Source organism: Humibacter ginsengiterrae (genome assembly GCF_054780115.1).
The window spans coordinates 102,083-124,609 of record NZ_BAAGWY010000004.1; the positions used below are offsets into that span (position 1 = coordinate 102,083).

Consider the following 22,527-nt stretch of genomic DNA (forward strand, 5'->3'; position numbering starts at 1 on the left):
ACCCGTCGGCCAGGGCGCCCCGCCGCGGTAGCGTCGGACTACGTGCGGTTCCGCTGAGAGGGGTCGTCATGATGACGGATGTTCCCGTGTCCACGCTGGTCGAGCTGGTCGGAGGGGACGTGGTCTCTCTCGATCCCGACGTGCTCGCGCGGTACCGCTGGGACAACGCGGAGGAGAGCGGCGCCCAGACCCCGCTGGCCGTTGCACGTCCGCGCGACGCCGGCCAGGTGCAGGAGATCGTGCGGTGGGCGAGTCGCAACCGCGTGCCGGTCGTGCCGCGCGGAGCGGGCAGCGGCCTCTCCGGCGGTGCCGAGGGTCTCGGCGGCGCCGTCACGATCAGCATGGAGCGGATGCGCGCCATCCAGATCGATCCTCGTGCCCATACGGCGACCGTCGAGCCGGGATTGTTCAACGCGGAGGTGAAGGCCGCGGCCGCCGAGTACGGGCTCTGGTACCCGCCCGACCCGTCGTCGTTCGAGATCTGCTCGATCGGCGGCAACATCGCGACGAACGCCGGCGGCCTGTGCTGCGTCAAGTACGGCGTGACCACCGACTACGTGCTCGGCCTCGACGTCGTGCTCGCCGACGGCACCCTCGTAAGGCTGGGCGGGCCGCAGATCAAGGACACCGCCGGGCTGTCGCTCGTCAAGCTGTTCGTCGGCAGCGAGGGGACGCTCGGCATCGTGACCCGCGCGATCCTGCGTCTCGTACCGGCTCGTGGCGAGCCGTCGACACTCGTAGCCACCTTCGATTCGGTCGAGAACGCCACAGAAGCGGTCGTGGCCATCCGCCAGGTCATCCGCCCGGCGATGCTGGAGTTCATGGACCGCGAATCGACCTGCGCGGTCTGCGACTACTCCGGCGAAGACCTGGACCGGGACGCCGCGGCGATGCTGATCATCCAGTCGGATGCTCCGGAGCCGGTGCGCTCGCAGGAGATCGCACGCATGGATGAGATCTGCCGCGCACACGCGCCCATCGGCACGCACGTGTGCTCGGGCGCGGACGAGGGCGAGAGCTATGCGGCGGCGCGGCGTGCGGTGTTCCCGGCGCTGGCTGCACACGGCAAGCTCATGTACGGGGACGTCGGAGTGCAGATCCCGCTCCTCCCGCAACTCGTGAACGGCATCACCGAGATCGGCCGGCGCCACGGCATGGACGTCTCGGTGTGCGCGCACGCCGGCGACGGCAACACACATCCCAATGTCGTCTTCGATCCCGATGAGCCCGGAGCCGAGGAGCGTGCGACGACGGTGTTCCACGAGATCATGGACCTCGCCATCTCGCTCGGCGGCACGATCACGGGCGAGCACGGTGTCGGCCGGGCGAAGCGCGACTCGCTTCCCGATCAGCTCGGGCCGGACGTCATGCTGCTCACCCGGCGCATCAAGGACGCGCTCGACCCGGACGGCATATTGAACCCCGGCGTGATGATCTAGGCAGTTTTGCTCGGTACCTCGGCGCCGGGAACGCGGAGCTGGCCGTATCGCTCCATGCGGTGCCAGCGCAGATGCATGCCGGCGACCGCGGTGAAGACGGACTGGATGACGACCAGGTACATCAGCTGCCGGTACACGACCTGCTGGAGCGGCAGAGTCCAGAGCGGGCGAAGCGACTCACGGTCCATCCGGAACGCGTAAGCGGCCATCGCCAGCTGCACGGCGAGGAAGCCGAGCCAGACCAGGGCGACCCGCACCGGGTCGAGGAAGACCAGGCCGTACAGCGCGAAGACATCCACGACGGGAGCGAACAGCGGAAGCAGCACCTGGAGCACGAGAAGGTAGGTGAGGCCGCGCCGGCCCAGCTTTCCGGCCGCACCTCGCTGCAGGAGCGCTCCGCGGTGCTTCCACATCGCCTGCAAGGTGCCGTAGCACCAGCGGTAGCGCTGCTTCCACAGCGCGCCGATGCTGGCCGGTGCCTCGGTCCAGGCGAGTGCGTTGTCTTGATAGACCACCCGCCAGCCGTCCCTGCACAACGCCATCGTGAGGTCCGTGTCTTCGGCAAGCGTGTCGTCGCTGACACCGCCGACCCTGGTGAGCGCCTCACGACGGAAGGCGCCGATCGCGCCAGGCACTGTCGGCATGCACTCCGCGACGTCGAACAGCCGGCGGTCGAGGTTGAAGCCGACGACGTATTCGATGTGCTGCCAGGCGCCGAGCACGCCTCGCCGGTTGGCGACCTTCGTGTTGCCCGAGACAGCCCCGACCTCGGGCTTCGCCAGCGGCTGAATGAGCTTGGTGACGGTGTCCGGTTCGAAGACGGTGTCGCCGTCGACCATGACGATGATGTCGTTGCTGGATGCCGCGATGCCGGTGTTGAGTGCCGCCGGCTTACCGCCGTTCGGCCGGCGGATGACCCTGACACCGGGAAGGGCGAGTGCCTCGACGATGTCGGCCGTGCCGTCAGTCGATCCGTCGTCGACGACGATGATCTCGACCGGATGCCGTGAGCCGGCGATGGAGCGCACCGCCGCCTCGATCCCGAGCGCTTCGTTGTACGCCGGCACGATGACCGTCACGGGCTCGGTCAACGGCGGTTCCGTGGCGACGCCGTGCTGGTGGCGTCCCGCACGAGCGCGCCGGTGATGCCGTGAGGCGACGGCGACCACGAGGACGGCGCGAGCGAAGGTCACGATCCCGGCCACGATCAGGGCGATGCTCAGGAAGCCGCCCAGGAAGTCGGCCGCCTGCAGGGCCCAGACGAGCGCGGCGTCGGCCGTCCGCTGAAGGGGAGGAACGGTAGCCATGGTTCGAAGATCGAGCACGTCGCCCACCGAGGTGACTCGCAGCTTCTGACCGGCCCACGTCGTGAGCGCGGAGTTCAGGGCGGCCACCGTCTGGGACCGGTCACCACCGCCGTCGTGCATGAGCACGACGTGTCCCTTCGCGTTGGGCGCCGTTACGGCGCGCGCGATCGCCCTGGCGCCCGGCCGCTCCCAGTCCTTGCTATCCAGGGAGGACAGCACCGTGATGTACCCGTCGTTCCCGGTGGACTGCATGACTTTCCAGCTGGCGTTGTCGACCGCCGCATTGCTCGCGCTGTACGGCGGACGCAGCAGCACGCTCGTTCGCCCTGTGATCCCGGCGACGACATCCTGATCGCCCGTGATCTCCAGCTGGCGCCGCCAGGCCGGTGCCGTGTCCAGATTCACGTGGGTCAGCGTGTGGATGCCGATCTCGTTGCCGTCGGCCAGGATCTGCCGGATCAGGTCGGGGTGCTGGAGCGCGGCAGAGCCGACCACGAAGAACGTGGCGTGGGCGTGATGGGCACGAAGCGCCGCGAGGATCTTCGGCGTCCACGTGGGGTCCGGCCCGTCGTCGAACGTCAGCGCGATGGAGTTGCGCGGCGGGCTAGCGGTGCGCACGTGGTCGCCCCGCGTGTCGACCACCGGCCCGCCCTTCAGAACCGAGGCCGGAACCGCAGACGCATCCCCTGCCGGAACGGCGGCGTCGTTGCTGATGCCGGAGAGGTGGTTCAGGTACCCCTGCGCGATGAGCCCGATGGCGAGAATCAGCATCGACAGGCCGAGGATTACCCAGTGGATGCGCGGATGTCGAGCGTGAGCCGTTCGTCTCATCGATGCGGAGGCGGCGTCGGGTGCGTGGTCGGCCTGGGAGCGGACCCGCTCTGCCCGTGCGTGGGCGAGGCACTCGGGGTCGGCGATGGCGAGGACGATGTCTGCGGAGCGGGTGTGGCCGGGGCGATCGGTGCGGTGACCGACACCGGCGCCGCTGCACCACCGGCATCCGCTGAGCCGGAACCGCCGCCCGCCGACGGTGCTGAAGGCGGCGCCGAGTTCTTCGGTACGGAGCCGCCAGGGGCCGGCGTGCGTGTCGGTGCCGCCGCCGGGGCATGACCGATCAGTCCGCTCGGGAAGCCCGGGATCGAGAGACGAGGACCGATCCCCACCCCGAGCACAAGCAGTGCTACGACGACGAGTGCGGCACTTCCGAGCGCGACTGCGACGACCCGAAGAAGCCTGAGTCTGCGGCCGGTGGGGTCCACGAAGACAGGAGCGGTCCGCCCCTTTCTCTCACGAAGTCTTTCCCGCCGCATCGTGTCCGATAGCCTAAACCACCCCCTCTCTGGGGCCACTCGGAAGAGGATGCGCGCATCCGCAGGGGGGAGCGCTTACAGGAACGGCTGCGCCGGCGCATCCCGAACCCCGATGTCATGATTGAGGCGATGAGCGGCGCGAGGTATCTGTTCGCCGCGGTGCCGCTTCGACTGGCAAGTGCCGGGACGGCTGCCGCGCTTCCCGTTCTAGCGGTGCAGCAGGTGCACAGCGTCGCGATCGGTGGCGGACTCGTCGCCGCCTCGCTCGCCCCAAGCGTGCTCGCCGCTCCGATCGCCGGTGTCTTGCTCGACCGAAGCAGGCATCCCACGCGGCTCATGGTGCTGTCCGGATTCGTCACCGCCGTCGCGTTCACCATCGCCGCCTTCCTCGGCGTGCTGCCGACATCCGTCGTCGCCATCGCCCTCATCGTGGCCGGCGCCGTCACACCGTTCTTCATGGGCGGGATGTCGAGCTTCGTCACGGATGCCATCCCCGGCCGCCCCGAACGAGCGTTCGGCACCGACGCACTCGCCTACAACATCGGCAGCGTCGCCGGACCCGCCATCGCCGCTGCTGCGATCACCGTCGGCTCCGGCCGGGTCTCGATGCTCGCCCTCGCCGGGATCGCCGTCATCGGCATGATCGCTTGCGTGCTGTTGCGGCTTTCCCCGCACCCGGAGCACCCCGACCGGCCCAGCGTGTTCCGTGAGATCGCGCGGGGCTCCCGCTTCATCGCCACCCATCGACCGCTCGCCGTCGTGACCTGGTCGGGCACGCTCAATCAACTCGGCCAGGGGGCATTGCCGATCGCCGCGGTCGGGATCGCCGTCGCGACCACGCGGAACGAGAGCGACGCCGCCTGGATCGTCACCTCCTTCGCGATCGGCGCTCTCCTCGGCTCGCTCGCGGTGACCATGCGGCCGATCCGCCGCATGCCCGCCGCCACGGTCATGGCCGTGGCAGCCGTCGTGACCGGGCTGCTGACGATCGTGGCCGCGATCGTGCCCGGGCTGCCCGGTGCCATCGTGCTCATCGGCGTCTCAGGGATCGCGACGGGACCCGGCGTCGCCGCGATGCTTCTGCTTCGAACGAAACACAGCCCGCGACCCCTTCGCTCGCAGGTCTTCACTGTGGCCGCGGGGCTGCGCGCCACCGCCGCCGCCGTCGGCGCCGGTCTCGCGGGACTCGTGGCATCCGGCGCGGCCGGACTGCTGCTGGCTCTGATCGGTGCCAGCTGGATCGCGTCCGCCGTCATCCTCGCCGCGTACCCACGGCCGATGGTGGCGGCCGACGGCGCCTCGGACGACGCCGTGACCTGACCGCGGAACGACCGGACGGGCACGTCGTCCACAAAGGGTCGGAGGCACATGCAACGCTCTGCTCGTGAAATGCTGCTGCCCCGGATGCGACGACCAGGCGGTCGCCGACGCTCCCGTGCCGCTCTGCCCGGCGCATCTCGCAGCGGCCGGCGACTTCTCCGGGCAGCTCTTCGGCGTGGAGGACGTGCTGCCCTCCCCGTGCCTCGCGTGCGGATCCCGAGTCGGCATCCGCTACGGCTCCGGCCTGATCTGCGCCGTCTGCGAGTGGAGGTACGGGACGGTGCCGGATGACGAACTGCCACCGTCACGGGTGGAGGTGGTCTACTACATCAGGTTCGACGACCGCATGAAGATCGGCACCACCGCGAACCTCGGTCAGCGCATGCGGCAGCTGTGGCACGACGAGCTCGTGGCGCTGGAGCTCGGCGGACGGGCCAGGGAACGCCAGCGACACGAGCAGTTCGCGCAGTGGCGGCTGGGCACCAGTGAGTGGTTCAGCCTGGCGCCAGCGCTTCTCGACCATGTGCGTGCGCTGAGCGCTGGCGTGGACGATCCGTGGGCGCTGCACGCGAGATGGATGAGCGAAGCGATCGCCGCGCGGGGGTGAGCAGTCGGGCCGATTCGACCCGGCGCCGCGACTGTACAAATGTAGTAACTGCGAACATTTATAGGATAACGTTGCCGCGAGGAGGGAAGGCGATGCAGGCATCCGGCTCTCCCTCCGGCGCTGTCGGCGACCCCGGGATCCCGCGGCGATTCGCGGCGCTGCGCAACCGGGACTCTCGTCCGTACCTCTTCACGTCCGGCCTGTCGATGATGGCCGACAACACCGAGCACGTGATCACGTACTGGGTGCTCTGGCAGACCTTCCACTCCCCCGCCCTCGTCGGCTTTCAGGTGATCAGCCACTGGTTGCCGTTCCTGCTGTTGTCGGTGTGGACGGGCACGCTGGCGGAGAAGTACGACTGCCGCAAGCTCATCCAGGTGGCGCAGGGCCTGTTCATGCTCGTGTCCGCCCTGTGGGGCGTGCTGTTCCTCACCGGGATGCTGCAGGTGTGGGAGGCCTGTGTGCTGCTCGTGCTGCACGGGATGGCCGGCTCGATCTGGGGGCCCGCCGAGCAGCTCATGCTCCACGACTTCGTGGACCGCAACGAGCTGCCGAGCGCGGTGCGTCTCAACGCCACGTTCCAGAGCCTGGGCATCCTCTTCGGGCCTGTCGTAGGCTCCGCCCTACTGCTCTGGCTCGGTCCCACCGGCGGCATCTTCGTGAACGTCCTGCTCTATCTGCCGATGACCATCCTGATGTGGCGCACGCGGTTCACCGGCCACATTCGGGATGCCGGGCTGCTCGAAGGCGCGCCGCGCGTGCGTCTCAGGGACACGTTCACGGTGCTTCGTCGCATCCGTTCGAATCACATGATCGTCGGAATGATCATCATCTCCGGCCTCACGGCCGTGACGATCGGCAACGCGCTGCCTTCTTCGATGCCCGCCTTCGCCGCTCGGCTCGGCACGGGCTCGGAAGGCGGCCTGACCTACGGAATGCTGCTGTTCGCGATGGGCTTCGGCGGCGTCGCAGGCGGATTCCTGCTCGAGGCCACGGGAATCATGCGGCCGTCCGTGCGTACCGCGGTCATCTCCACCGTCGTCTTCGGCGGGGCGACCCTCGTTCTCGCCTTGACCAGCAACTACGCTCTGGCACTCGCCTCGCTCGTCGTGGCCGGATGCGGCGAGATCGCCTCACTCTCGATCACGCAGAGCGTCGTGCAGCTCCAGGCGCCGCCCGGCGAACGAGGCCGAACGCTGGGCGTGTACAGCATGTTCGCTTCCGGGCTGCGCACAGGCGGCGGCGTCACACTCGGTGTGCTCGGCGTGCTGATCGGCGTCATCCCCACGATCGGTGTTTTCGCCGCCGTGCTCGTGGTCGGCGCGCTCGGCGCCTGGTGGATCGCGGCGAGGCCGGCCGGCTCCAAGCAGCAGATCCGCTCGTAGCTCAGTGACCGGTTCCCCGCGCCGGTCCTCCGCCTGAACTGCACTCGGCGGCCGCCGGCACGACGAGCACGTCGACCCGGATGACCACATCCTTTCCACTCGGGGCGAATTCGAACCCGATGGAATTGTCTTGCTTCTGCGGAGGGCGCTCGAAGACGGCCGAGACTCCGTCGGTACTGGTCAGCGTCCCATCGAACACCAGACCGGCGACCGGGTGCGCCGTGAGCCACGCCTTGGCCGCATCCGCATCAGGCGCGGCCACCGACCACCATTTGGTTGCCGACACCAGCCAGTCGCACGCGACTTCCTCGGCGGGCTCCTTCGGGCCGGATGCCGGTGCCGCGTCGAGAACGCGCGCGCCCGGTGGTGGCGTGACCGAGTTGATCCACTTCTGCGCGAGCGCAACCGCGTCGGGATCGGGCGGCGGGGTGCCGGTGGCGAAGGGGATGGTGCCGGGGACGGTCGTCGCCACAACGGCCGGCGAGGATGCGGTCACCTGCGGACCGCCGGGATTGACTGTGCCCGTGCATCCGGCGAGCGCGACGACGCATGCGAAGCCGGCGACGCTGAGAAGCGCCGTCTTTCGCGTGCCGATTCGCATCATCCCTCCCCGCGAATGCTCGCACACTCGTGCCAGCGGGCGAGGCTCAATCGAGCCGGCGGCTCAACTCTTTCGCGTCAGCTTGTAGTGGAGACGCACTGCGGTCGTCGAACGGAAGCGCAGGGTGTGGTCTGTTCTCACGACGCCCTCGTCGTCCAAGTAGAGGTGGAACTTCTCGTGCAACGGGACGCGCGCCGCATGCGTTCGACCGTTCTTCTCGACCGCGATGTACGCGCCGTCCGACCCGAAGGGACCGGGCAGCGAGTTCAACTCGAGCCCGCCATCTGACAATGCGCGTGGGCGCAGGAAGACCTGGACGTTGCCGGACTCGAGCGGAAAGCTGACGTGCACGCTGGGCTGCTCGGTGCCGGGCAAGGTTGTCGTTCGGTAGTAGCCGCTGTAGACGTAGGCGCCGGTGGATCGAAGAGTGCGGATCCACCCTGCTCCGTGCTGCCTTCCATCCGGCGCGACGATCGCCGCGACTTCGCTGTCCATGCCGAGCGCGACATCCAGGGGGCGTGTCGGAATGGTCAGCTGTCGTACCCGCCGACCGAAGTACCGGGCGATGAGATCTCCCGCAGGTCGCATGAACGGGTTCCATTGCGTCCAGACTTCCATCCGCCACTGCGCCGTGTGCTCGTAGAAGTCGCGGATCTCATGATGCACCTCCCTCGCGTCGAACGTGGGCCCGTCGAGCGCAGAGAAGTCGGGGAGCAGGCCGGCTTCCGCGTCGCCGCGCCGGACTGATGCGCCGACCGCGTCTGCGGCATCCGTCAGCCAGTCGTCACCGACTACCGAACGCCTGTGCATCGGAGCATCGAGCCAGCGATCGACGTCGAGGTGGACGCGTCGGCCCGTGACGCGCCAGTACGTACGAGTCGCGCGATCGACGTACGACATCAGCTCGGCCATGGAAGCCCCAGCCTTTCTGGTCTTCAGCCGAGGCGGTAGACCGAGACGTGGCTTGGCGACTCCGCAGTGAACGGCGCCCGATTCCAGTCGGCCCACCGGGACTCGAGGTGGAAGCCCGCGAGGCGCGCCATGAGGTCGAGTTCGCTCGGCCAGATGTAACGGTGCGGCGTGCGGAAGACCTCCACCTGCCGCGCGCCGTCGACGTCTGCGTCGAAGTGAAAGTGGTGCGACACGACCTGCTGGTGGAGCACATCCACAGTGTCGACGAGGATATAGCCCGGCTCGCTGACTTCGACCGTGCCGCGATGACCGGGCGGCAGCGCACGCAACTGAGGAACCCAGAGTTCGATGACGAAGCATCCACCGGGTCGCAAGTGACGCGCAGCGTTCCTGAAGCACTCGACCTGTTCGTCTTGCGTCAGGAGGTTGGAGATGGTGTTGAAGACGAGGTAGGCCAGGGCGAAACCGGTGCCCGCGGATGCCGTCGCCATGTCGCCGAGCACGACGGGAATCCGGTCTTCGCCGACCTTCTCGCGAAGACGGGCGACCATCGCTTGCGACAGCTCGATCCCGCACACCCCAACACCGGACTCAGCCAGAGGAATGGCGACGCGCCCAGTACCGATGGCGAACTCCACGGCGCGGCCGCCTGCCGCCAGCTCGTTCAGCACCTCTACCGTCGGCCCCAGTACCTCCGGGCTGAACACCCCTTCGCCGGGGGTGTCGTAGCTCTGTGCCGCATCTGCGTCCCAGAGCTGTTGCTGATCGACCACTACGCCATCCTGACTAGGAAGAGTGGCGCGCGCAATCGCGGGGCAGATCCTCTAGCGAGCGTCGACGATGTGCCTTCGAAGTCCGTCACCCGATCGCGGAGAGGTCGTCGATGCGATGGTAGGTGCGGTCGTGGTACACCAACGGGGGCGTTGCACCGCGCGGATGCGCCTCGTCGATTGCCGACGAGTCGATCGCGCGCAACGTGACGAGGTGGCTGCCTGCCATGGCGGTGCGGTCGACGACTGCCCCCCGCACCCAACTGGCGGCGCCCTCGATCACGGGCTCGCCAGTGGGCAGCGTCCGCCATCCGCCCTCCGCGAAACGATCGATGCCACGCGTCGAGAACCGTACCGCGAGCTCCCGCTGCCCGGCATGAAGAAAGCTCACTGTGAGCGTCTCGACGCTGCGCACGGCCGGCCAAGCCGACGAAGTCCCGGGCAGTGAGAACGTCAGCAGCGGGGGCTCCGCCGAGACGGAGATGACGGAGGTAGCGGTGAATCCGACCGGCCGCCCCTGGAAGATGCCGGCGATCACCGCTACCCCAGCCGGGTGGGTACGGAAGACGGTGCGGAAGGCGTCGGCGGTGAGCTGCAGGTCGACCCCGCGACCGGCATCCGCCGCCACCGCGGCGGGTCCGGCATGGCGGGAGGCCGGGTAGATCGTGATGGACATGAGATGTGCTCCCTTCACAGCCGTGGTCAGGCGACCAGTGTGCGTTCGTCGAACGTCACGTAGCGGTTCTCGGGCCGCTGGAGCCCGAGGTGGTCGCGCAGCGTCGATCCCTCGTAGTCGCTGCGAAACAGGCCACGGGCCCGCAGGATCGGGACGACGTGTTCTGCGAACAGATCGAATCCGCCGGGCAGGTAGGGCGGCATCACGTTGAATCCGTCCGCCGCGCCCTGCGTGAACCAGGCCTCGATCGTGTCGGCGATCTGGACGGGTGTGCCCGCCACCACGCGATGTCCGCGCGCGCCAGCCAGGCGGTGCAACAACTGCCGTACCGTGGGGTTCTCCCGCTCGACGATGCCCGCGACGACCTGGAGCCGGCTACGGGCGTTGTTCGTGACGTCGCCGGCGTCGGCGAACAGCTCCGGTGGGACGAGATGATCCAGTGCACTTTGATCCAGCCGCACGCCGGTCAGCGCGGCGAGTTGACGCAATCCGTATTCGGGCACGCTGAGCTCGTTGAACTCGCGCTCGAGCGCTCGTGCCTCGGTCTCGGTCGAGCCGATGAACGGGCTGATGCCCGGCAGGATTCTGATCTGGTCGGGGGCACGGCCGAGACCAGACGCGCGTGCCTTGATGTCGCTGTAGAACGACTGCGCATCGGCGAGCCGCTGGTGCGCAGTGAAGATGGCCTCGGCGTACCGACTGGCGAACGCCCTGCCATCGTCGGATGCTCCGGCTTGCACGAGCACGGGCCGCCCCTGAGGGGAGCGCGGTGCATTGAATGCCCCCGCGACGCGCAGGTGCTCGCCGACGAAGGCCGCGGGGTGGATCTTCGCTCGGTCGGCGTAGACGCCGGCCCCGCGGTCCAATGTGATGGCGTCATCCTCCCAGCTGTCCCAGAGTCGCTCGAGCACCTCGACAAACTCCGCGGCACGGGCGTAGCGGGTCGGGGTGTCGGGGTGCTCCTCGAGGCCGAAGTTGGCTGCGGCATCCGATGAGGCGGTGGTGACGATGTTCCACCCGGCCCGCCCGTTGCTCAGGTGGTCGAGTGTGGAGAAGAGGCGTGCGAGGTTGTACGGGTCGTAGAACGTTGTGGAGGCCGTTGCGATGAGCCCGATGCGTTCGGTGTGCGCAGCGATGGAGGCCAGCGTCAGGATCGGTTCCAACCGTCCGACCGCGTTGAACTCGACGCCGCTGTGCAGCACCGGCCCGTCGGCGAAGAAGACGGCGTCGAACGTGGCTGCCTCGGCCGCTCGCGCGAGCTCCGTGTAGTAGTCGGCGGTGAAGATGCGCTCCGCCTGGGTGCCGGGATGGCGCCATGCGGCTTCGTGGTGACCACTCGGATGGATGAACAGATTGAGGCTGAGTTGTCTGCGTGAAGACACGGATAGTCCTTCGGTTGGTGTGTGCTCGTCGGATGGGGTTGGGCCTAGGCGGTTGCCGTGCGCCAGCGAGAGAATCGTCGTTCGCCGGCCACCAGCAGTCCGTTGACCACCAGGCCGATGAGAGCGATCGTGAGGATGCCCGCGTACATGTCCGGGATCAGGAAGCTGTTCTGCGCGTTGACGATGAGGAATCCGAGGCCGGCCTTCGCGCCGACCATCTCTGCGGCGACCAGCACGAGGATCGAGGCCGCACCGCCCATCCTGATCCCGGTGAACACAGTGGGAATCGCTGCCGGCAGCACCACCTTGGCGAAGAGCCGCACCCGGCCGACGCCAAGCGTGCGGGCCGCGCGCACCAGCAGCGGGTCGATCCCCCGAACGCCCGCGACCGTGTTGAGCAGAATCGGGAAGAACGCCGCATAGGCGACCATCGTGATCTTCGATGTCTCACCGATGCCGAGCAACAGGGTGAACACCGGCAGCAGCGCGAGTGCCGCGGTGTTGCGGAACAACTCGAGCAGAGGGTTGAGGAAGGCGTCGAGCTGTCGGTACCAGGCCAGAAGCAGGCCGAGTGGAACGCCCACCGCGATGGCGATCGCGAATCCGGCCGCGGCCCGGCTCAGGCTGGCGAGGATGTTCGTCTGCAGCTGACCCGACAGGATCAGCTGCCATCCGGCGGCGAGCACGACGTGCAGCGGCGGCAGGAAGACCCGGATGCCTGGGGAGAGCAGGTACGTCGGCGCGAACTCCCACAACAGCAGGAAGGCGATGATCGCTGCAGACTTCCAGGCCAGGGATCCGGTGCGGCGGAGGACGCGGCGTCCCGCGACCGCGGCCGACGGTCTCCCCCGCGCCGCGATGGGTCGTGTCTCTGTGACGGCGTTCGTGGTCTCGGTGATGGCAGCACTGGTCATGCTGCACTCCTTTCGTGCTCGATGCCGGTTCGTGGAACTGCGTCCTGACCGTGCAGCAACGACCAGATCTCGTGCCGGCTTCGTACGAAGGCCGGATCGGAGCGTGCGTCACCACCGGAGTTCCGGCCGACGTCACGGGTGTCGACGACGGCCTGTAACCGCCCAGGGCGAGCGCTCAGAACGGCGACACGCTGTCCGAGGTAGACGGCCTCGTCGATGTCGTGCGTGATGAACAGGATCGTCGTGCCGGTCGCCCGCCAGATGCGTAACAGCTCGTCCTGCAGCTGTTCCCGGGTCTGGGCATCGAGCGCGCCGAAAGGCTCGTCCATCAGCAGGATGTCGGGCTCGTAGACCAGACTGCGCGCGATCGCCACTCGCTGCTTCATGCCACCCGAGAGCTCGTGCGGATAGCGGTGCGCGAATCCTTCGAGGCCGACGAGTTCCAAGTAGTGCTCGGCACGCGCGATCCGCTCACGCCGCGTGAGGCGCACCCCCGCCACCTCACCGTTCTCGAGCGGAAACGTGACGTTGGCCAGCGCGGTGCGCCAGGGGAACAGAGCGTACTGCTGGAAGACGACGCCCCGGTCATGACCGGGCCCCGAGATCGGCGCGTCATCCACGAGCACGACGCCCGAGGTCGGCTGGGAGAGCCCCGCGAGCAGGTCGAGCAGTGTGGTCTTGCCTGAGCCGCTCGGCCCGACCAGGGCGAGGAAGTCTCCCGCAGAGACGTCCACGCTGATGGCCTCGAGCGCGGTTATGCTGGTGTTGCGGGGCGCGTCCGGAGTGCCGCGTACCGAGAACCGTTTGGTGACCTGCTGCAGGCTGATCTTCGCCGGCTCGCGGATGCCGGCCATGTCGTGGGTCGTCTCGTCGAGGCCGGCCATGTCATTCCCCTTTCGTAGCGGTCGCGGCGGTCGACGGATGGTCGGTCGTCGCGTACGGGTTGTAGGCATCCGTGTACAGGGACGGGGCGTCCACGGCCCCAGAGACGATGCCCGTCGAGTGCAGCCAACTGGTCCAGCGGGTGAAGTCGGTGCTCGCGATGACCCCGTATCCCGGGAGGCCCGAGCTCTTCCAGTACTGAAGGGTCGCGGTGCTCTCATTGCGTCCGCGGCTCTGGATGATCTTGGCGAACTCAGCGATCACCCGTTCGCGGGGCGTCGTATTCTCCCAATGGATCGCCTTGGCGATGCCGGTAACGAAGGTGCGCACCGTGCCGGGGTTCGCGCTGATGAAGTCATTGCGGAAGACGTACTGGCCGCCGGCGAACGCGCCGAACAGCGTGTAGTCGTCGAAGAGCGGCCGCAACCCACCACCGGCCACGGCGTTGTCCTGGAGCACGCCGCTGAGGGCGCCGACATCGACCTGCCCCTTCCGGACCGCCTCCTCGATGTTGTTCGGCGGCGTCACGACGAGCTGAACCTGCTTGATCTGGGCGGGAGTAAGGCCGCCCTTTGTCAGGTAGGTATCGATCTCCGCCTCGGCCTGGGCGCCAAGGGTATTCACCGCGACCTTCTTGCCGATGAGGTCGCGAGCATTCTTGATCGGGCTGTCGGAAGGCACGTAGTAGCCGGTGAACGTCTTGGAGTCCTCCCCGTACGCGCTGACCACCGCCGTGATCGGAGCACCCGCCGTCTCGAGTTTGGTGACGGCACCGGCGAATGCCTCGCCGACATCCGTCTGGTTCGTCGCGACGGACTGGATGTCTTGCGGGCCACTGATCGTGTTGCCGACCCAGTCGAGCTTGACCTTGCCCAGGTAGCCGAGGGCTTCCGCCAGCTCGGGGAGCACCACCTGGTTGGCACTACCCTGGTAGCGCAGCACGGTGACCTCGCCGGATTTCGAACCCGCGGCGCCTGAACCTGCGTCGACCGTCGCACCGGCGGCTGCCGAGCAGCCGGTGAGTCCGACCATGACTGCAGCCATCCCCGCGGCCAGGACGAAGGCGTGGGATGGACGGCGGGCGCGCCCGGCCGGCGCGGGGATGCTCGGTTCGGTTCGTGTCGTCATGTCGCCACCGTAGGTATTCCTGAGCAAATCGATCAAGAATGTGACGTCGTGCAACGTACTGTTGCGTCCCGTGCCCTCCCGGAGCCGAGTACAGCCGGGCTCGCGCACCTGGGCCCGAGTGGGCTCCTATTAAGGGTCTCGACCGATCACGCTGTCGTCGCTACTCGGTCGCCGCCGTCACGAGAGGTGACCAGAGACGGTTGACCGGCCGTTCGGGCGCGTCTTCCATGCGGAATCGTCCGCGATCAACGCCCGTACCCCCTCCGGCAATGATCGCCGCTGCACGTCGGCGAGCGTGACGTGTTCGAGCACCGAGCGCATCGACGCTCGCAACGCGACCCAGACGTCGCGGACCGATCCAGCCGCTCCGCCGTATTCCACGTCTTCAACGTATCGGCCGGCAACGTTGGCCAACGGGCCGTCGACCACGCGGATGACGGCGGCGATCGGGATGTCCGTGGGTGGCGCCGCGAGGCGATAGCCGCCCTCCGCACCCCGCCGGCTCTCCACGAGTCCCGCCTGCTTGAGTTGGTTCAGGATGCCGAGCACGAAGGCGATTGGGACGCCTTGCGCCAGCGACACCTCGTCGGCCTTTACCCACCGGACGGTTCCCCCGGCATCCGTCTCGTACCGGGCGGCCAGTTCGACGCACGCACGAACCGCGTAGTCCACCTTGGCAGTGATGCGCACCACCCGATTATCTCGCCTGGTCGGCCGACGCGGCCGAGCTCATCGCTGTCACCGGCCGCGCTTAAGGTGCGTGGTGTGGCGGAACCGGTGGATCAGTGGTGGGCGAGGCGGCAGTTCTCGCGCGGCACGGACGTGCCGTATCCCGTCGGGACATATCGGGAGGCGTGGGCATCCTTTCCTGCGTTGATCCGCCAGTACCACCCGGATCTGAACGGCGGATTCACCTTGTCGCAGATCCCTCCCGCGGCGGAGGTGCTGCTGCAATGGCAGTGCGAGGCCGGCCACATCTTCGTGGCGACACCCAGCGAGCAGCGCGACCGGCCCGGGCAGCGGCGGCGGCGTTCCGCGTGGTGCCCCGAGTGCACGCGGCTGGCGGTCTCGCGTGCGAATCCACGGCTGAGTGTCGTTCGGGATGCGCCGATCGGGAGTCCGACCCCGTCGCCACGGTCTGCGCGAACGCGTCGGCCAGCCCGTCGAATCTGTGACAAGACGCCGGCGCTCCCTGCAGGAACACCGTTTGCCAGCGACTGTGCCCCGAAACCGGCGTCGGCGGTCGAAACCGAGTTGCGTGCGGGTCTCGAGGCGCGACTTGCGTTGACGACCGGCCTGAACGCCATCCGCATCGCCCGACCGTTCTTCGACCATGTGGAGGTGTGGCCCGACATCCTGTTACCCGAACTGCGCGTGGCGCTCGAGTACGACAGCACCGGCCGGCACGGGCTCGAGCACGTCGGCAAGCGGCAGCAGGTCGACGAACGCAAGGATCGCGCTGTGCGCTCGTCGGGATGGGAGGTGGTGCGCGTCCGGACCGGTCGCCTTCCCGCGCTCGGAGCGCACGACATCCTCGCATCGGGTCTGACTAAGAACACCTACGTGCGGATCATCGATGAACTCCGCGCGATCCGCGGTTCGCTGTTCGTCGACGCCTACCTGCGTTGACGTGACCGAACCCCGCCGCCGGACGCAGTGAGGTCGCCCCGCCGAAGGCGAGGTCCCGGGTCGTGGGGGCTACTCGTGTTCGGGCAGCAGCGGAGCGGACAGGCCAGGATCGCGCCCGAGGTGCGCGGCCCTGGACACCGAGGTTGCTCCGAAGCGGTCCCGCACCGCGTCGACCACCGTGTCGAGACGGGATCCGTCGCCCCAGTCGATCGGCAGCTCCGGTTGGATGCTGTCGGCGTAGCCGAGGTGCGACAACGAGATGCCGATGAGGGTGATGCCGCGTTGCTCGACCACCGGCCGGGCCGCGGCGAGCAGGCCTTGCGCGACCGTGAGCAGCACCGCGGTGCGATCCGTGGGCGAGCGGAGCGTACGCGACCTGGTGGCTTTCGCGTAGTCGCCGTAAGGCAAACGCAGCACGACGGTACGGCACATCCGGTCTTTGTCGCGCAGCCGGCGAGCGAGCCGATCGACGATCTGCGTGAGGATGAGCCCGAGTTCCTCGGCGGTGCGAGGACGCGTGCCGAGCGCCCGTTGCGATCCGATGGACCCACGGTGCCGCGTCGTGTCGACCGGACGCGGATCCCTCAACCGGGCCAGCGCGTGCACGTGCGCGCCGACCACCTTGCCCAGCGCCCTTCGAGCGGTGTCCTCTTCCAGCTCGGCCAGCTGACCGACGGTGCGAACGCCGAGCCGGTGCAACTTCTCTGCCGTGACGGCGCCGACTCCCCACAACCGCTCGACCGGCAACGGAAGCAGGAATTCCTCCTCACGATCGGGTTGGACAACGAGGAGCCCGTCGGGCTTGCTCACCGCGCTGGCGACCTTCGCAAGGAACTTCGTACGCGCCACCCCGACCGAGATCGCGAGCCCCACCTCGGAGCGAACCCGTTCCCGCAGACGCACCGCGATCTGCTCCGGTGTGCCGGCTAAGCGTCGAAGACCGCCCACCTCCAGGAACGCCTCATCGATGGAGAGACCCTCGACAAGGGGCGTCGTGTCACGGAAGATCGCGAACACGTCCTTGCTCGCTGCGGAATAAGCATCCATACGCGGCGGCACGACGACGGCATCCGGGCACAGGTCGCGCGCCTGACGCCCGCCCATCGCGGTGCGCACGCCGCGCGCCTTCGCCTCGTAGCTGGCCGCCAGCACGACTCCGCCACCGACGATGACCGGCCGTCCGCGCAGCTGCGGGGCATCGCGCTGCTCGACGGAGGCGTAGAACGCGTCCAGGTCGGCGTGCAGCACGGTCGCTTCGCCACGCATGCCAGCCTCCTCGCGCTCGTACCTTTATTCGAATCATCGCACGCGCGGCTGACATCTCCCAGGGCTAGCTCATCGTGGAGCGGATCGCTCCCCTTCGGCATACGGGGCCAGTACGCCGGCGAGCGCTGCTGTGTACGGCGTCTCCACACCTGATTCAGCTCCCATTCGGATGACCGAGCCGGCAAGCCAGGGAAGCTCGAGCCGATGGCCATGCTGCAGATCGTGGAGCATCGACGAACTCATCTGCGGCGGCAAGGTGTCGCAGAACTCGAGCTGCTGCTCGGCGAAGTCGCCTGGAAGCTTCGCTCCGGCGGCGCCTCCCACCGCCGTCGCCTCCGCAAGCACCTCGTACAGCACCTGACGAGCATCCGGGTTCTCGCGAAGCACGCCGATCGGCTGACGTGCGGCGCTTGTCACCGTGGAGAGACCGGCGAGGAAGACGAACTTGCGCCACAGCACGCTTGTGATGTCGTGGCTCAGCTCGGTCTCGATTCCGGCACCGCGGAAGGCGTCGAGGATCTGTTCGGATCGAGGACTCTGCCGCCCGTCGTATTCGCCGAACACGATCCGCGCGAGCGCTCCGGTGTGACGGATCACGCCGGGCGCCTCGATCGACGCCGAGATGTAACAGGCGCCGCCGAGGATGCTCTCTCCCGGCAGATACCGGCCGAGCGTCTCATCCTTCTGCACGCCGTTCTGGAGAGAGATCACGGCGGCACCGCTCGCCGCAAGAGGCACGAGGCGCTGAGCGATGTCGTCGGTGTCCCAGAGCTTGACCGCGATGAGCACCAGGTCGGCATCGTGCACCTGGCCGAGATCGTCGGTCGCGCGAACGTCGGTGAGAACTCTCGGGGCGAGCTCGCTTTCGACTCGGAGCCCATGGGCGCGCATGGCCGCCAGGTGGCCGCCCCGGGCGATGAACACGACATCCTGCCCGCCGGCCGCGAGCTGAGCCCCGAAATAGCCGCCCACTCCCCCGGCTCCCACGACGACGATCTTCACGTGATTGCTCCTCTCGCCTCAGCGCGGTTGGTCGTCGGCAGAAGCAGGTCGAGCTGGAACCCGGCATCGGTGCGCTGAGCCTGGACCGTGCCGCCGTGCGCCTCGACGATTCCGCGCACGATGGCCAGCCCGAGGCCCGCTCCGGCCGGTGTGCGACCTTCCGAGTCGTGGGTGCGCGCCGCATCCGCCCGCCAACCGACATCGAACATACGACCGAGGTTCTCCGCCGCAACCCCGGGGCCCTGGTCGATGACGCTCAAGATGAGCTGGTCGTCATCGAGTGCGTCGGCACGGATGAGCACGGTGCTGTCGTCCGGACTGTGCCGCAGGCTGTTGGCCAGGAGGTTCCCGATCGCGCGCGTCAGTTCCCTCGGGTCGGCCCAGAGAACTCGCCCGCCGACGCCGTCCTGCGCGACAGTGATGCCACGCGCCACGGCGATCGGCTGCACGTCGGCGACGGCATCGCTGACGAGGTCGAGGAGGACGACGGGCTCAGGGTGCAGCTCCAAGGTGCCGGTCTGAAGCCTGGAGAGCTCGAAGAGATCCCCGACCATCTGGTTGAGAGTGTCGACCTTGGCACGGATCACCTTCACGTACGCCGCAGTGTCTGGTGCCGTTCCCTCCTCGAGCGCTTCTGCCATCGCTCCCATACCGGCGAGGGGCGTGCGCAGGTCATGGGAGATCCAGGCGAAGAACTGCCTGCGCGCGGCATCCAGTTCGGCGATCTGAGCACGCGCCTCGGCGAGCCGGGTCGAGGTCTCGGCGAGTTCGGCCGAGACGTCGTCGAGCTCACGCCATCCCGTGGCCACCGGCTCCACCACGTCGCCGGCGCCGATGCGTCGCGTATCGTCGATCAGCGCCGCGGCCGAGATCCGTGCGCTTCGGCCCGTGATGACCCAGGTCGCGGCCATGCTGAGCGCGGCCGAGATCGCGATCACCCAGCTCAAGACGACGACATCGTGACCGGCGAGATACATCTCGGCGGCCACGGCAAGCGTGGAGACGATCACCGACAGCAGCGCTCCGGCGAGAATCACCGCGGAACGGAGACCGACGCTCCGACGTCGGCTGAGCCGGAGCGCGAGCAGCGTCGCACCGGTCACGAACGCGGTAGCAGCCAGCGTGGTGCCGGCGATGAGCGCGAGTTGCGGCATGCCTAGCACGGCGCCCCCTCCTCCACGGTGAAGCGGTAACCGGCGCCCCACTCGGTGTGCAGGAAGCTCGGGATGCGGGCATCCGGTTCGATCTTCTCCCGCAGCCGTCGCACGTGCACGGTGACGTTCGACGCGTCACCGAAATCCCATTGCCAGACTTCGCGCAAGATCTCCTCACGGCTGATCACGCGACCCGGGTTGCGAACCATATAGAGGAACAGCTCGTACTCGCGGGTCGTCAGAGCGATCTCCTGCTCGCCGGCCCAGACACGCCGGTGCGCGGCGTCGACCCGGAAACGGCCGGCCGTGAACGTCAACGGTGCCGCGGTGCTGCTTCGCCGCAGCTGTGCGTTCACCCGCAGTTGCAGCTCCCGCAACGAGAAAGGCTTGCCGAGGTAGTCGTCGGCGCCGCGCTCGAGACCATCGATCCGTTGCTCCACGCCGTCGAGCGCGGTGAGCATGATGATCGGAACGTCGGAGATCCGGCGGATGCGCCTGCACAGCTCATCGCCGTCGAGACCCGGCAGCATCCGGTCCAGGATCAGCAGGTCGGGCATCCGCTTCTCGATCTGGTGCCAGGCCTCCCGGCCGTCGGCGAACGGCTGAACCTCGCAGCCGGCGGCGCGCAGATGATCGGCGACCACGGTGCGCACCGCTGGGTCGTCTTCCACGACCGTCACGCGTGCGCCTGTCTGCATGACTTCGAGCGTAAGCGGGGCGACGGTGCTCTGCGCCCGCCAATTCTTACAGCTCCGAAATGTTCGCTTACAGATCCGAAATCTTTGCCGGATGCGGGCGCCGCCGTTGGTTCACTTGCCCCGAACGCCATCCATCTCTCAGGAGCAAACACATGAAAGCCCTCTCTCGACTCGGTCTCGCCACCATCGCCACGGCCGCCTTCGTCGGCATCGGTGTCACGGCAGCGAACGCCACCCCCGCACAGCATCCAGCGCCTCCCGGCGGCACCGTCTTCGTGCAGACCGATGGACTCTCCGGCAACCAGATCGTCAGCTACGATCGCCTGGCCGACGGGACCCTGCGGCAGGCCGGGATCTACGACACCGGCGGCAACGGCGTGGCGCTGAACGGGTCGGTCGTCGATCACCTCGCCTCGCAGAGCTCCCTGGTACGAAGCGGACAGAGCCTGTTCGCGGTCAACGGCGGCAGCAACTCCATCACCTCCTTCACCGTCGCCGGCGACAAGCTGATCCGCCGTCAGGTGGTCGACTCCGGCGGCCAGGCACCCGTCTCGATCGCGGCATACGGCCATCTGGTCTATGTGCTGAACGCGCGCGGCGGCGGCTCCATCCAGGGCTACCTCAACCTCGGTGGCAACCTCATCGCCGTGCCTGGATGGCACCGCGATCTCGGCCTGGACCCGGACGCCACACCCGAGTTCACCAGCACGCCTGCCCAGATCGCCTTCACTCCGGATGGATCGAAGCTCGTGATCTCCACGAAGGGCGGCACCAGCGCCTTCGACGTCTTCTCGCTCGGCCTCCTCGGCCCCTCGCTCCAACCCGTCGTCAGCACCTTCGCAGGCGACGTTCCGTTCGGCTTCCAGTTCGACGCGAACGGTCGCCTGATCGCCAGCGAGGCCGGCCCGAGCGCCGTCGCGAGCTTCACCGTCAACCCCGATGGCACCGTGACGAAGGATGCCGAGCTCGCCACCGGGCAGAAGGCCACCTGCTGGATCGTCGTCGACGGAGATCACGTCTACGCGTCCAACGCGGGCAGCGGCACTCTGAGCGGCTACCAGATCGGCCAAGACGGGTCGCTCAGCTCGATCGGCGTTACCGGTACGGATGCGGGGACCGTCGACGCCGCCGTCAGCGCTGATGGCCACTATCTGTATGTCCAGACGGGTGCTGCCGGAATCGTCGACGAATTCGAGGTCGGAAGCACCGGCATCCTGCAGGAGATCGGATCGGTGACCGTGCCGAACGGCATCGGCGGTGAAGGAATCGTCGCCGGCTGAGTTCTGCAACGACGGCCGGGGCTGACGCGTCTGTCAGCCCCGGCCGTTCTCTTGTCGGCGATCGGATTGTTCCGGCGCCGAGCCTGCCGACTGCATCGGGTTTCGCGTGAGAATGTCAGCCATGGCATTGAGGCGATGGGCTCAGACCTTCGCGGGCGGACGGTTCGCGTCGGGCATGGCGCGACTGAATGCACGGCATCCGTGGAGTCACAACGACCACTTCCACGCCTGGATCCTGGCGAATCTCCCGCCCCGGCGGCGTGCAGCGCTCGATGTCGGCTGCGGTCGCGGCGAGCTTCTGGCGGCCTTGTCTCCCTACTTCGTGACTGTGCAGGGGAACGACATCGACCCCGGGATGCGAGAGCAGGCGACGGCCCGCTGCACCGGGCTGTCCAACGTGACGGTCCGCGACGGGGAATGGACCGACGTTCCGGGGCCGGTCGACGCGGTGACCATGATCGCGGTCCTTCATCACCTCGACACCGCCGCAGCACTGCACCACGTTCGTCGCATTCTGGCTCCCGGTGGGCGATTCCTCGCCGTCGGTCTTGCCCGGCCGGTGAGCGCTGTAGACCATCTGTGGGGCCTCGCGTCCATGGTGACCAATCCCATGATCGGCTATGTCAAGCACCCGTGGCCGGCCGTCGGGAGCCCGAAGCCCGCGCCTTTTCCCGTTCGAGACCCGACGATGTCATTCGACGAGCTGAAGAAGACGGTCGTGAAGATCATGCCGGGAGCCGTGATGCGCCATCACCTCGCGTTCCGGCACACGATCCTCTGGACGAAGCCCGCGTAACCACGGCGGCGGGCTCCGGCTGTCCGCTGGGCGCACCAGCTCGCATCCGTGCGGGACGACGCGAGCCGG

At 68.0% G+C, this 22,527-nt stretch carries 22 protein-coding genes; 8 read left to right on the forward strand and 14 right to left on the reverse strand.

The features are described 5' to 3' along the window. Positions 1-86: 86 nt before the first annotated feature. Positions 87-1,439, forward strand: a complete 1,353-nt coding sequence (locus ACYVII_RS06990; RefSeq protein WP_460533110.1) for an FAD-binding oxidoreductase — start codon at positions 87-89, stop codon at positions 1,437-1,439. Here the strand turns inward: ACYVII_RS06990 and ACYVII_RS06995 are convergent. Then, complete coding sequence (locus tag ACYVII_RS06995) at positions 1,436-3,517, reverse strand: bifunctional polysaccharide deacetylase/glycosyltransferase family 2 protein (protein WP_460533113.1); 2,082 nt, start codon at positions 3,515-3,517, stop codon at positions 1,436-1,438. The genes ACYVII_RS06990 and ACYVII_RS06995 overlap by 4 nt on opposite strands. Positions 3,518-3,601: 84 nt before the next feature. Between ACYVII_RS06995 and ACYVII_RS07000 the strand changes: the two genes are divergently transcribed. The 4 genes from ACYVII_RS07000 (at position 3,602) to ACYVII_RS07015 (ending at position 7,368) form a co-directional block, all read left to right on the forward strand. Then, positions 3,602-3,856: a hypothetical protein gene (locus tag ACYVII_RS07000; protein ID WP_460533116.1), complete on the forward strand. Its 255-nt coding sequence runs from the start codon at positions 3,602-3,604 to the stop codon at positions 3,854-3,856. 329 nt (positions 3,857-4,185) lie between these two features. Next, complete coding sequence (locus ACYVII_RS07005; protein ID WP_460533119.1) at positions 4,186-5,376, forward strand: MFS transporter; 1,191 nt, start codon at positions 4,186-4,188, stop codon at positions 5,374-5,376. Positions 5,377-5,440: 64 nt separating this feature from the next. Further along, on the forward strand, positions 5,441-5,983 hold the full coding sequence (locus ACYVII_RS07010) for a GIY-YIG nuclease family protein (protein WP_460533122.1): 543 nt from the start codon (positions 5,441-5,443) through the stop codon (positions 5,981-5,983). A 92-nt stretch (positions 5,984-6,075) separates the two neighbouring features. After that, complete coding sequence (locus ACYVII_RS07015; protein WP_460533125.1) at positions 6,076-7,368, forward strand: MFS transporter; 1,293 nt, start codon at positions 6,076-6,078, stop codon at positions 7,366-7,368. 1 nt (position 7,369) lies between these two features. Here ACYVII_RS07015 and ACYVII_RS07020 read toward each other — a convergent pair whose 3' ends face one another. From ACYVII_RS07020 to ACYVII_RS07060, 9 genes are all read right to left on the reverse strand, one after another. Further along, a complete protein-coding gene (locus ACYVII_RS07020; RefSeq protein WP_460533128.1) occupies positions 7,370-7,969 on the reverse strand; it encodes a hypothetical protein in 600 nt (199 codons plus the stop codon). A gap of 63 nt (positions 7,970-8,032) precedes the next feature. Beyond that, entirely contained in the window at positions 8,033-8,881 is an 849-nt protein-coding gene (locus ACYVII_RS07025) for a hypothetical protein (RefSeq protein WP_460533131.1), read from the reverse strand. Positions 8,882-8,904: 23 nt separating this feature from the next. Continuing rightward, positions 8,905-9,654: a class I SAM-dependent methyltransferase gene (locus ACYVII_RS07030; RefSeq protein ID WP_460533134.1), complete on the reverse strand. Its 750-nt coding sequence runs from the start codon at positions 9,652-9,654 to the stop codon at positions 8,905-8,907. Positions 9,655-9,739: 85 nt separating this feature from the next. Further along, complete coding sequence (locus tag ACYVII_RS07035; RefSeq protein ID WP_460533137.1) at positions 9,740-10,327, reverse strand: flavin reductase family protein; 588 nt, start codon at positions 10,325-10,327, stop codon at positions 9,740-9,742. Between the two features lie 26 nt (positions 10,328-10,353). Further along, positions 10,354-11,709 carry an LLM class flavin-dependent oxidoreductase gene (locus tag ACYVII_RS07040; protein WP_460533141.1) on the reverse strand — a complete coding sequence of 452 codons (1,356 nt, stop codon included), beginning with the start codon at positions 11,707-11,709 and terminating at the stop codon, positions 10,354-10,356. 44 nt (positions 11,710-11,753) lie between these two features. Next, positions 11,754-12,623 (reverse strand): ABC transporter permease, encoded by an 870-nt coding sequence (locus ACYVII_RS07045; RefSeq protein WP_460533144.1) that lies wholly within the window; start codon positions 12,621-12,623, stop codon positions 11,754-11,756. Next, positions 12,620-13,507: an ABC transporter ATP-binding protein gene (locus ACYVII_RS07050; protein WP_460533147.1), complete on the reverse strand. Its 888-nt coding sequence runs from the start codon at positions 13,505-13,507 to the stop codon at positions 12,620-12,622. The genes ACYVII_RS07045 and ACYVII_RS07050 overlap by 4 nt, the downstream gene beginning before the upstream one ends. A 1-nt stretch (position 13,508) precedes the next feature. Next, positions 13,509-14,633: an ABC transporter substrate-binding protein gene (locus ACYVII_RS07055; RefSeq protein WP_460533150.1), complete on the reverse strand. Its 1,125-nt coding sequence runs from the start codon at positions 14,631-14,633 to the stop codon at positions 13,509-13,511. Positions 14,634-14,810: 177 nt separating this feature from the next. Then, entirely contained in the window at positions 14,811-15,323 is a 513-nt protein-coding gene (locus ACYVII_RS07060) for an RrF2 family transcriptional regulator (RefSeq protein ID WP_460533153.1), read from the reverse strand. A 75-nt stretch (positions 15,324-15,398) separates the two neighbouring features. On the opposite strand from ACYVII_RS07060, the gene ACYVII_RS07065 reads away from it, so the two are divergent. After that, on the forward strand, positions 15,399-16,262 hold the full coding sequence (locus ACYVII_RS07065) for a zinc-ribbon domain-containing protein (protein WP_460533156.1): 864 nt from the start codon (positions 15,399-15,401) through the stop codon (positions 16,260-16,262). Between the two features lie 69 nt (positions 16,263-16,331). Here the strand turns inward: ACYVII_RS07065 and dinB are convergent, their stop codons facing one another. From dinB to ACYVII_RS07085, 4 genes are all read right to left on the reverse strand, one after another. Beyond that, a complete protein-coding gene (gene dinB, locus ACYVII_RS07070; RefSeq protein WP_460533159.1) occupies positions 16,332-17,528 on the reverse strand; it encodes a DNA polymerase IV in 1,197 nt (398 codons plus the stop codon). A 69-nt stretch (positions 17,529-17,597) separates the two neighbouring features. Next, positions 17,598-18,530 (reverse strand): ketopantoate reductase family protein, encoded by a 933-nt coding sequence (locus ACYVII_RS07075; protein ID WP_460533162.1) that lies wholly within the window; start codon positions 18,528-18,530, stop codon positions 17,598-17,600. Continuing rightward, positions 18,527-19,684 (reverse strand): sensor histidine kinase, encoded by a 1,158-nt coding sequence (locus ACYVII_RS07080; protein ID WP_460533510.1) that lies wholly within the window; start codon positions 19,682-19,684, stop codon positions 18,527-18,529. The genes ACYVII_RS07075 and ACYVII_RS07080 overlap by 4 nt, the downstream gene beginning before the upstream one ends. Positions 19,685-19,686: 2 nt before the next feature. Further along, the gene (locus ACYVII_RS07085) at positions 19,687-20,382 is read right to left on the reverse strand and encodes a response regulator transcription factor (protein ID WP_460533165.1); all 696 of its coding nucleotides are present in this window, start codon (positions 20,380-20,382) and stop codon (positions 19,687-19,689) included. 152 nt (positions 20,383-20,534) lie between these two features. On the opposite strand from ACYVII_RS07085, the gene ACYVII_RS07090 reads away from it, so the two are divergent. Together ACYVII_RS07090 and ACYVII_RS07095 are read left to right on the forward strand one after the other, a co-directional pair. Beyond that, on the forward strand, positions 20,535-21,662 hold the full coding sequence (locus ACYVII_RS07090) for a lactonase family protein (RefSeq protein WP_460533168.1): 1,128 nt from the start codon (positions 20,535-20,537) through the stop codon (positions 21,660-21,662). A 121-nt stretch (positions 21,663-21,783) separates the two neighbouring features. Next, positions 21,784-22,458 (forward strand): class I SAM-dependent methyltransferase, encoded by a 675-nt coding sequence (locus tag ACYVII_RS07095; protein ID WP_460533171.1) that lies wholly within the window; start codon positions 21,784-21,786, stop codon positions 22,456-22,458. Positions 22,459-22,527 lie beyond the last annotated feature (69 nt).

Bases quoted from the DNA above. Each gene is read 5' to 3' on its own strand.
- ACYVII_RS06995 (WP_460533113.1), bottom strand. From the start codon at position 3,517: ATGCTGATTCTCGCCATCGGGCTCATCGCGCAGGGGTACCTGAACCAC.
- ACYVII_RS07005 (WP_460533119.1), top strand. From the start codon at position 4,186: ATGAGCGGCGCGAGGTATCTGTTCGCCGCGGTGCCGCTTCGACTGGCA.
- ACYVII_RS07015 (WP_460533125.1), top strand. From the start codon at position 6,076: ATGCAGGCATCCGGCTCTCCCTCCGGCGCTGTCGGCGACCCCGGGATC.
- ACYVII_RS07020 (WP_460533128.1), bottom strand. From the start codon at position 7,969: ATGCGAATCGGCACGCGAAAGACGGCGCTTCTCAGCGTCGCCGGCTTC.
- ACYVII_RS07025 (WP_460533131.1), bottom strand. From the start codon at position 8,881: ATGGCCGAGCTGATGTCGTACGTCGATCGCGCGACTCGTACGTACTGG.
- ACYVII_RS07035 (WP_460533137.1), bottom strand. From the start codon at position 10,327: ATGTCCATCACGATCTACCCGGCCTCCCGCCATGCCGGACCCGCCGCG.
- ACYVII_RS07045 (WP_460533144.1), bottom strand. From the start codon at position 12,623: ATGACCAGTGCTGCCATCACCGAGACCACGAACGCCGTCACAGAGACA.
- ACYVII_RS07050 (WP_460533147.1), bottom strand. From the start codon at position 13,507: ATGGCCGGCCTCGACGAGACGACCCACGACATGGCCGGCATCCGCGAG.
- ACYVII_RS07055 (WP_460533150.1), bottom strand. From the start codon at position 14,633: ATGACGACACGAACCGAACCGAGCATCCCCGCGCCGGCCGGGCGCGCC.
- dinB (WP_460533159.1), bottom strand. From the start codon at position 17,528: ATGCGTGGCGAAGCGACCGTGCTGCACGCCGACCTGGACGCGTTCTAC.
- ACYVII_RS07080 (WP_460533510.1), bottom strand. From the start codon at position 19,684: ATGCCGCAACTCGCGCTCATCGCCGGCACCACGCTGGCTGCTACCGCG.
- ACYVII_RS07085 (WP_460533165.1), bottom strand. From the start codon at position 20,382: ATGCAGACAGGCGCACGCGTGACGGTCGTGGAAGACGACCCAGCGGTG.
- ACYVII_RS07090 (WP_460533168.1), top strand. From the start codon at position 20,535: ATGAAAGCCCTCTCTCGACTCGGTCTCGCCACCATCGCCACGGCCGCC.
- ACYVII_RS07095 (WP_460533171.1), top strand. From the start codon at position 21,784: ATGGCATTGAGGCGATGGGCTCAGACCTTCGCGGGCGGACGGTTCGCG.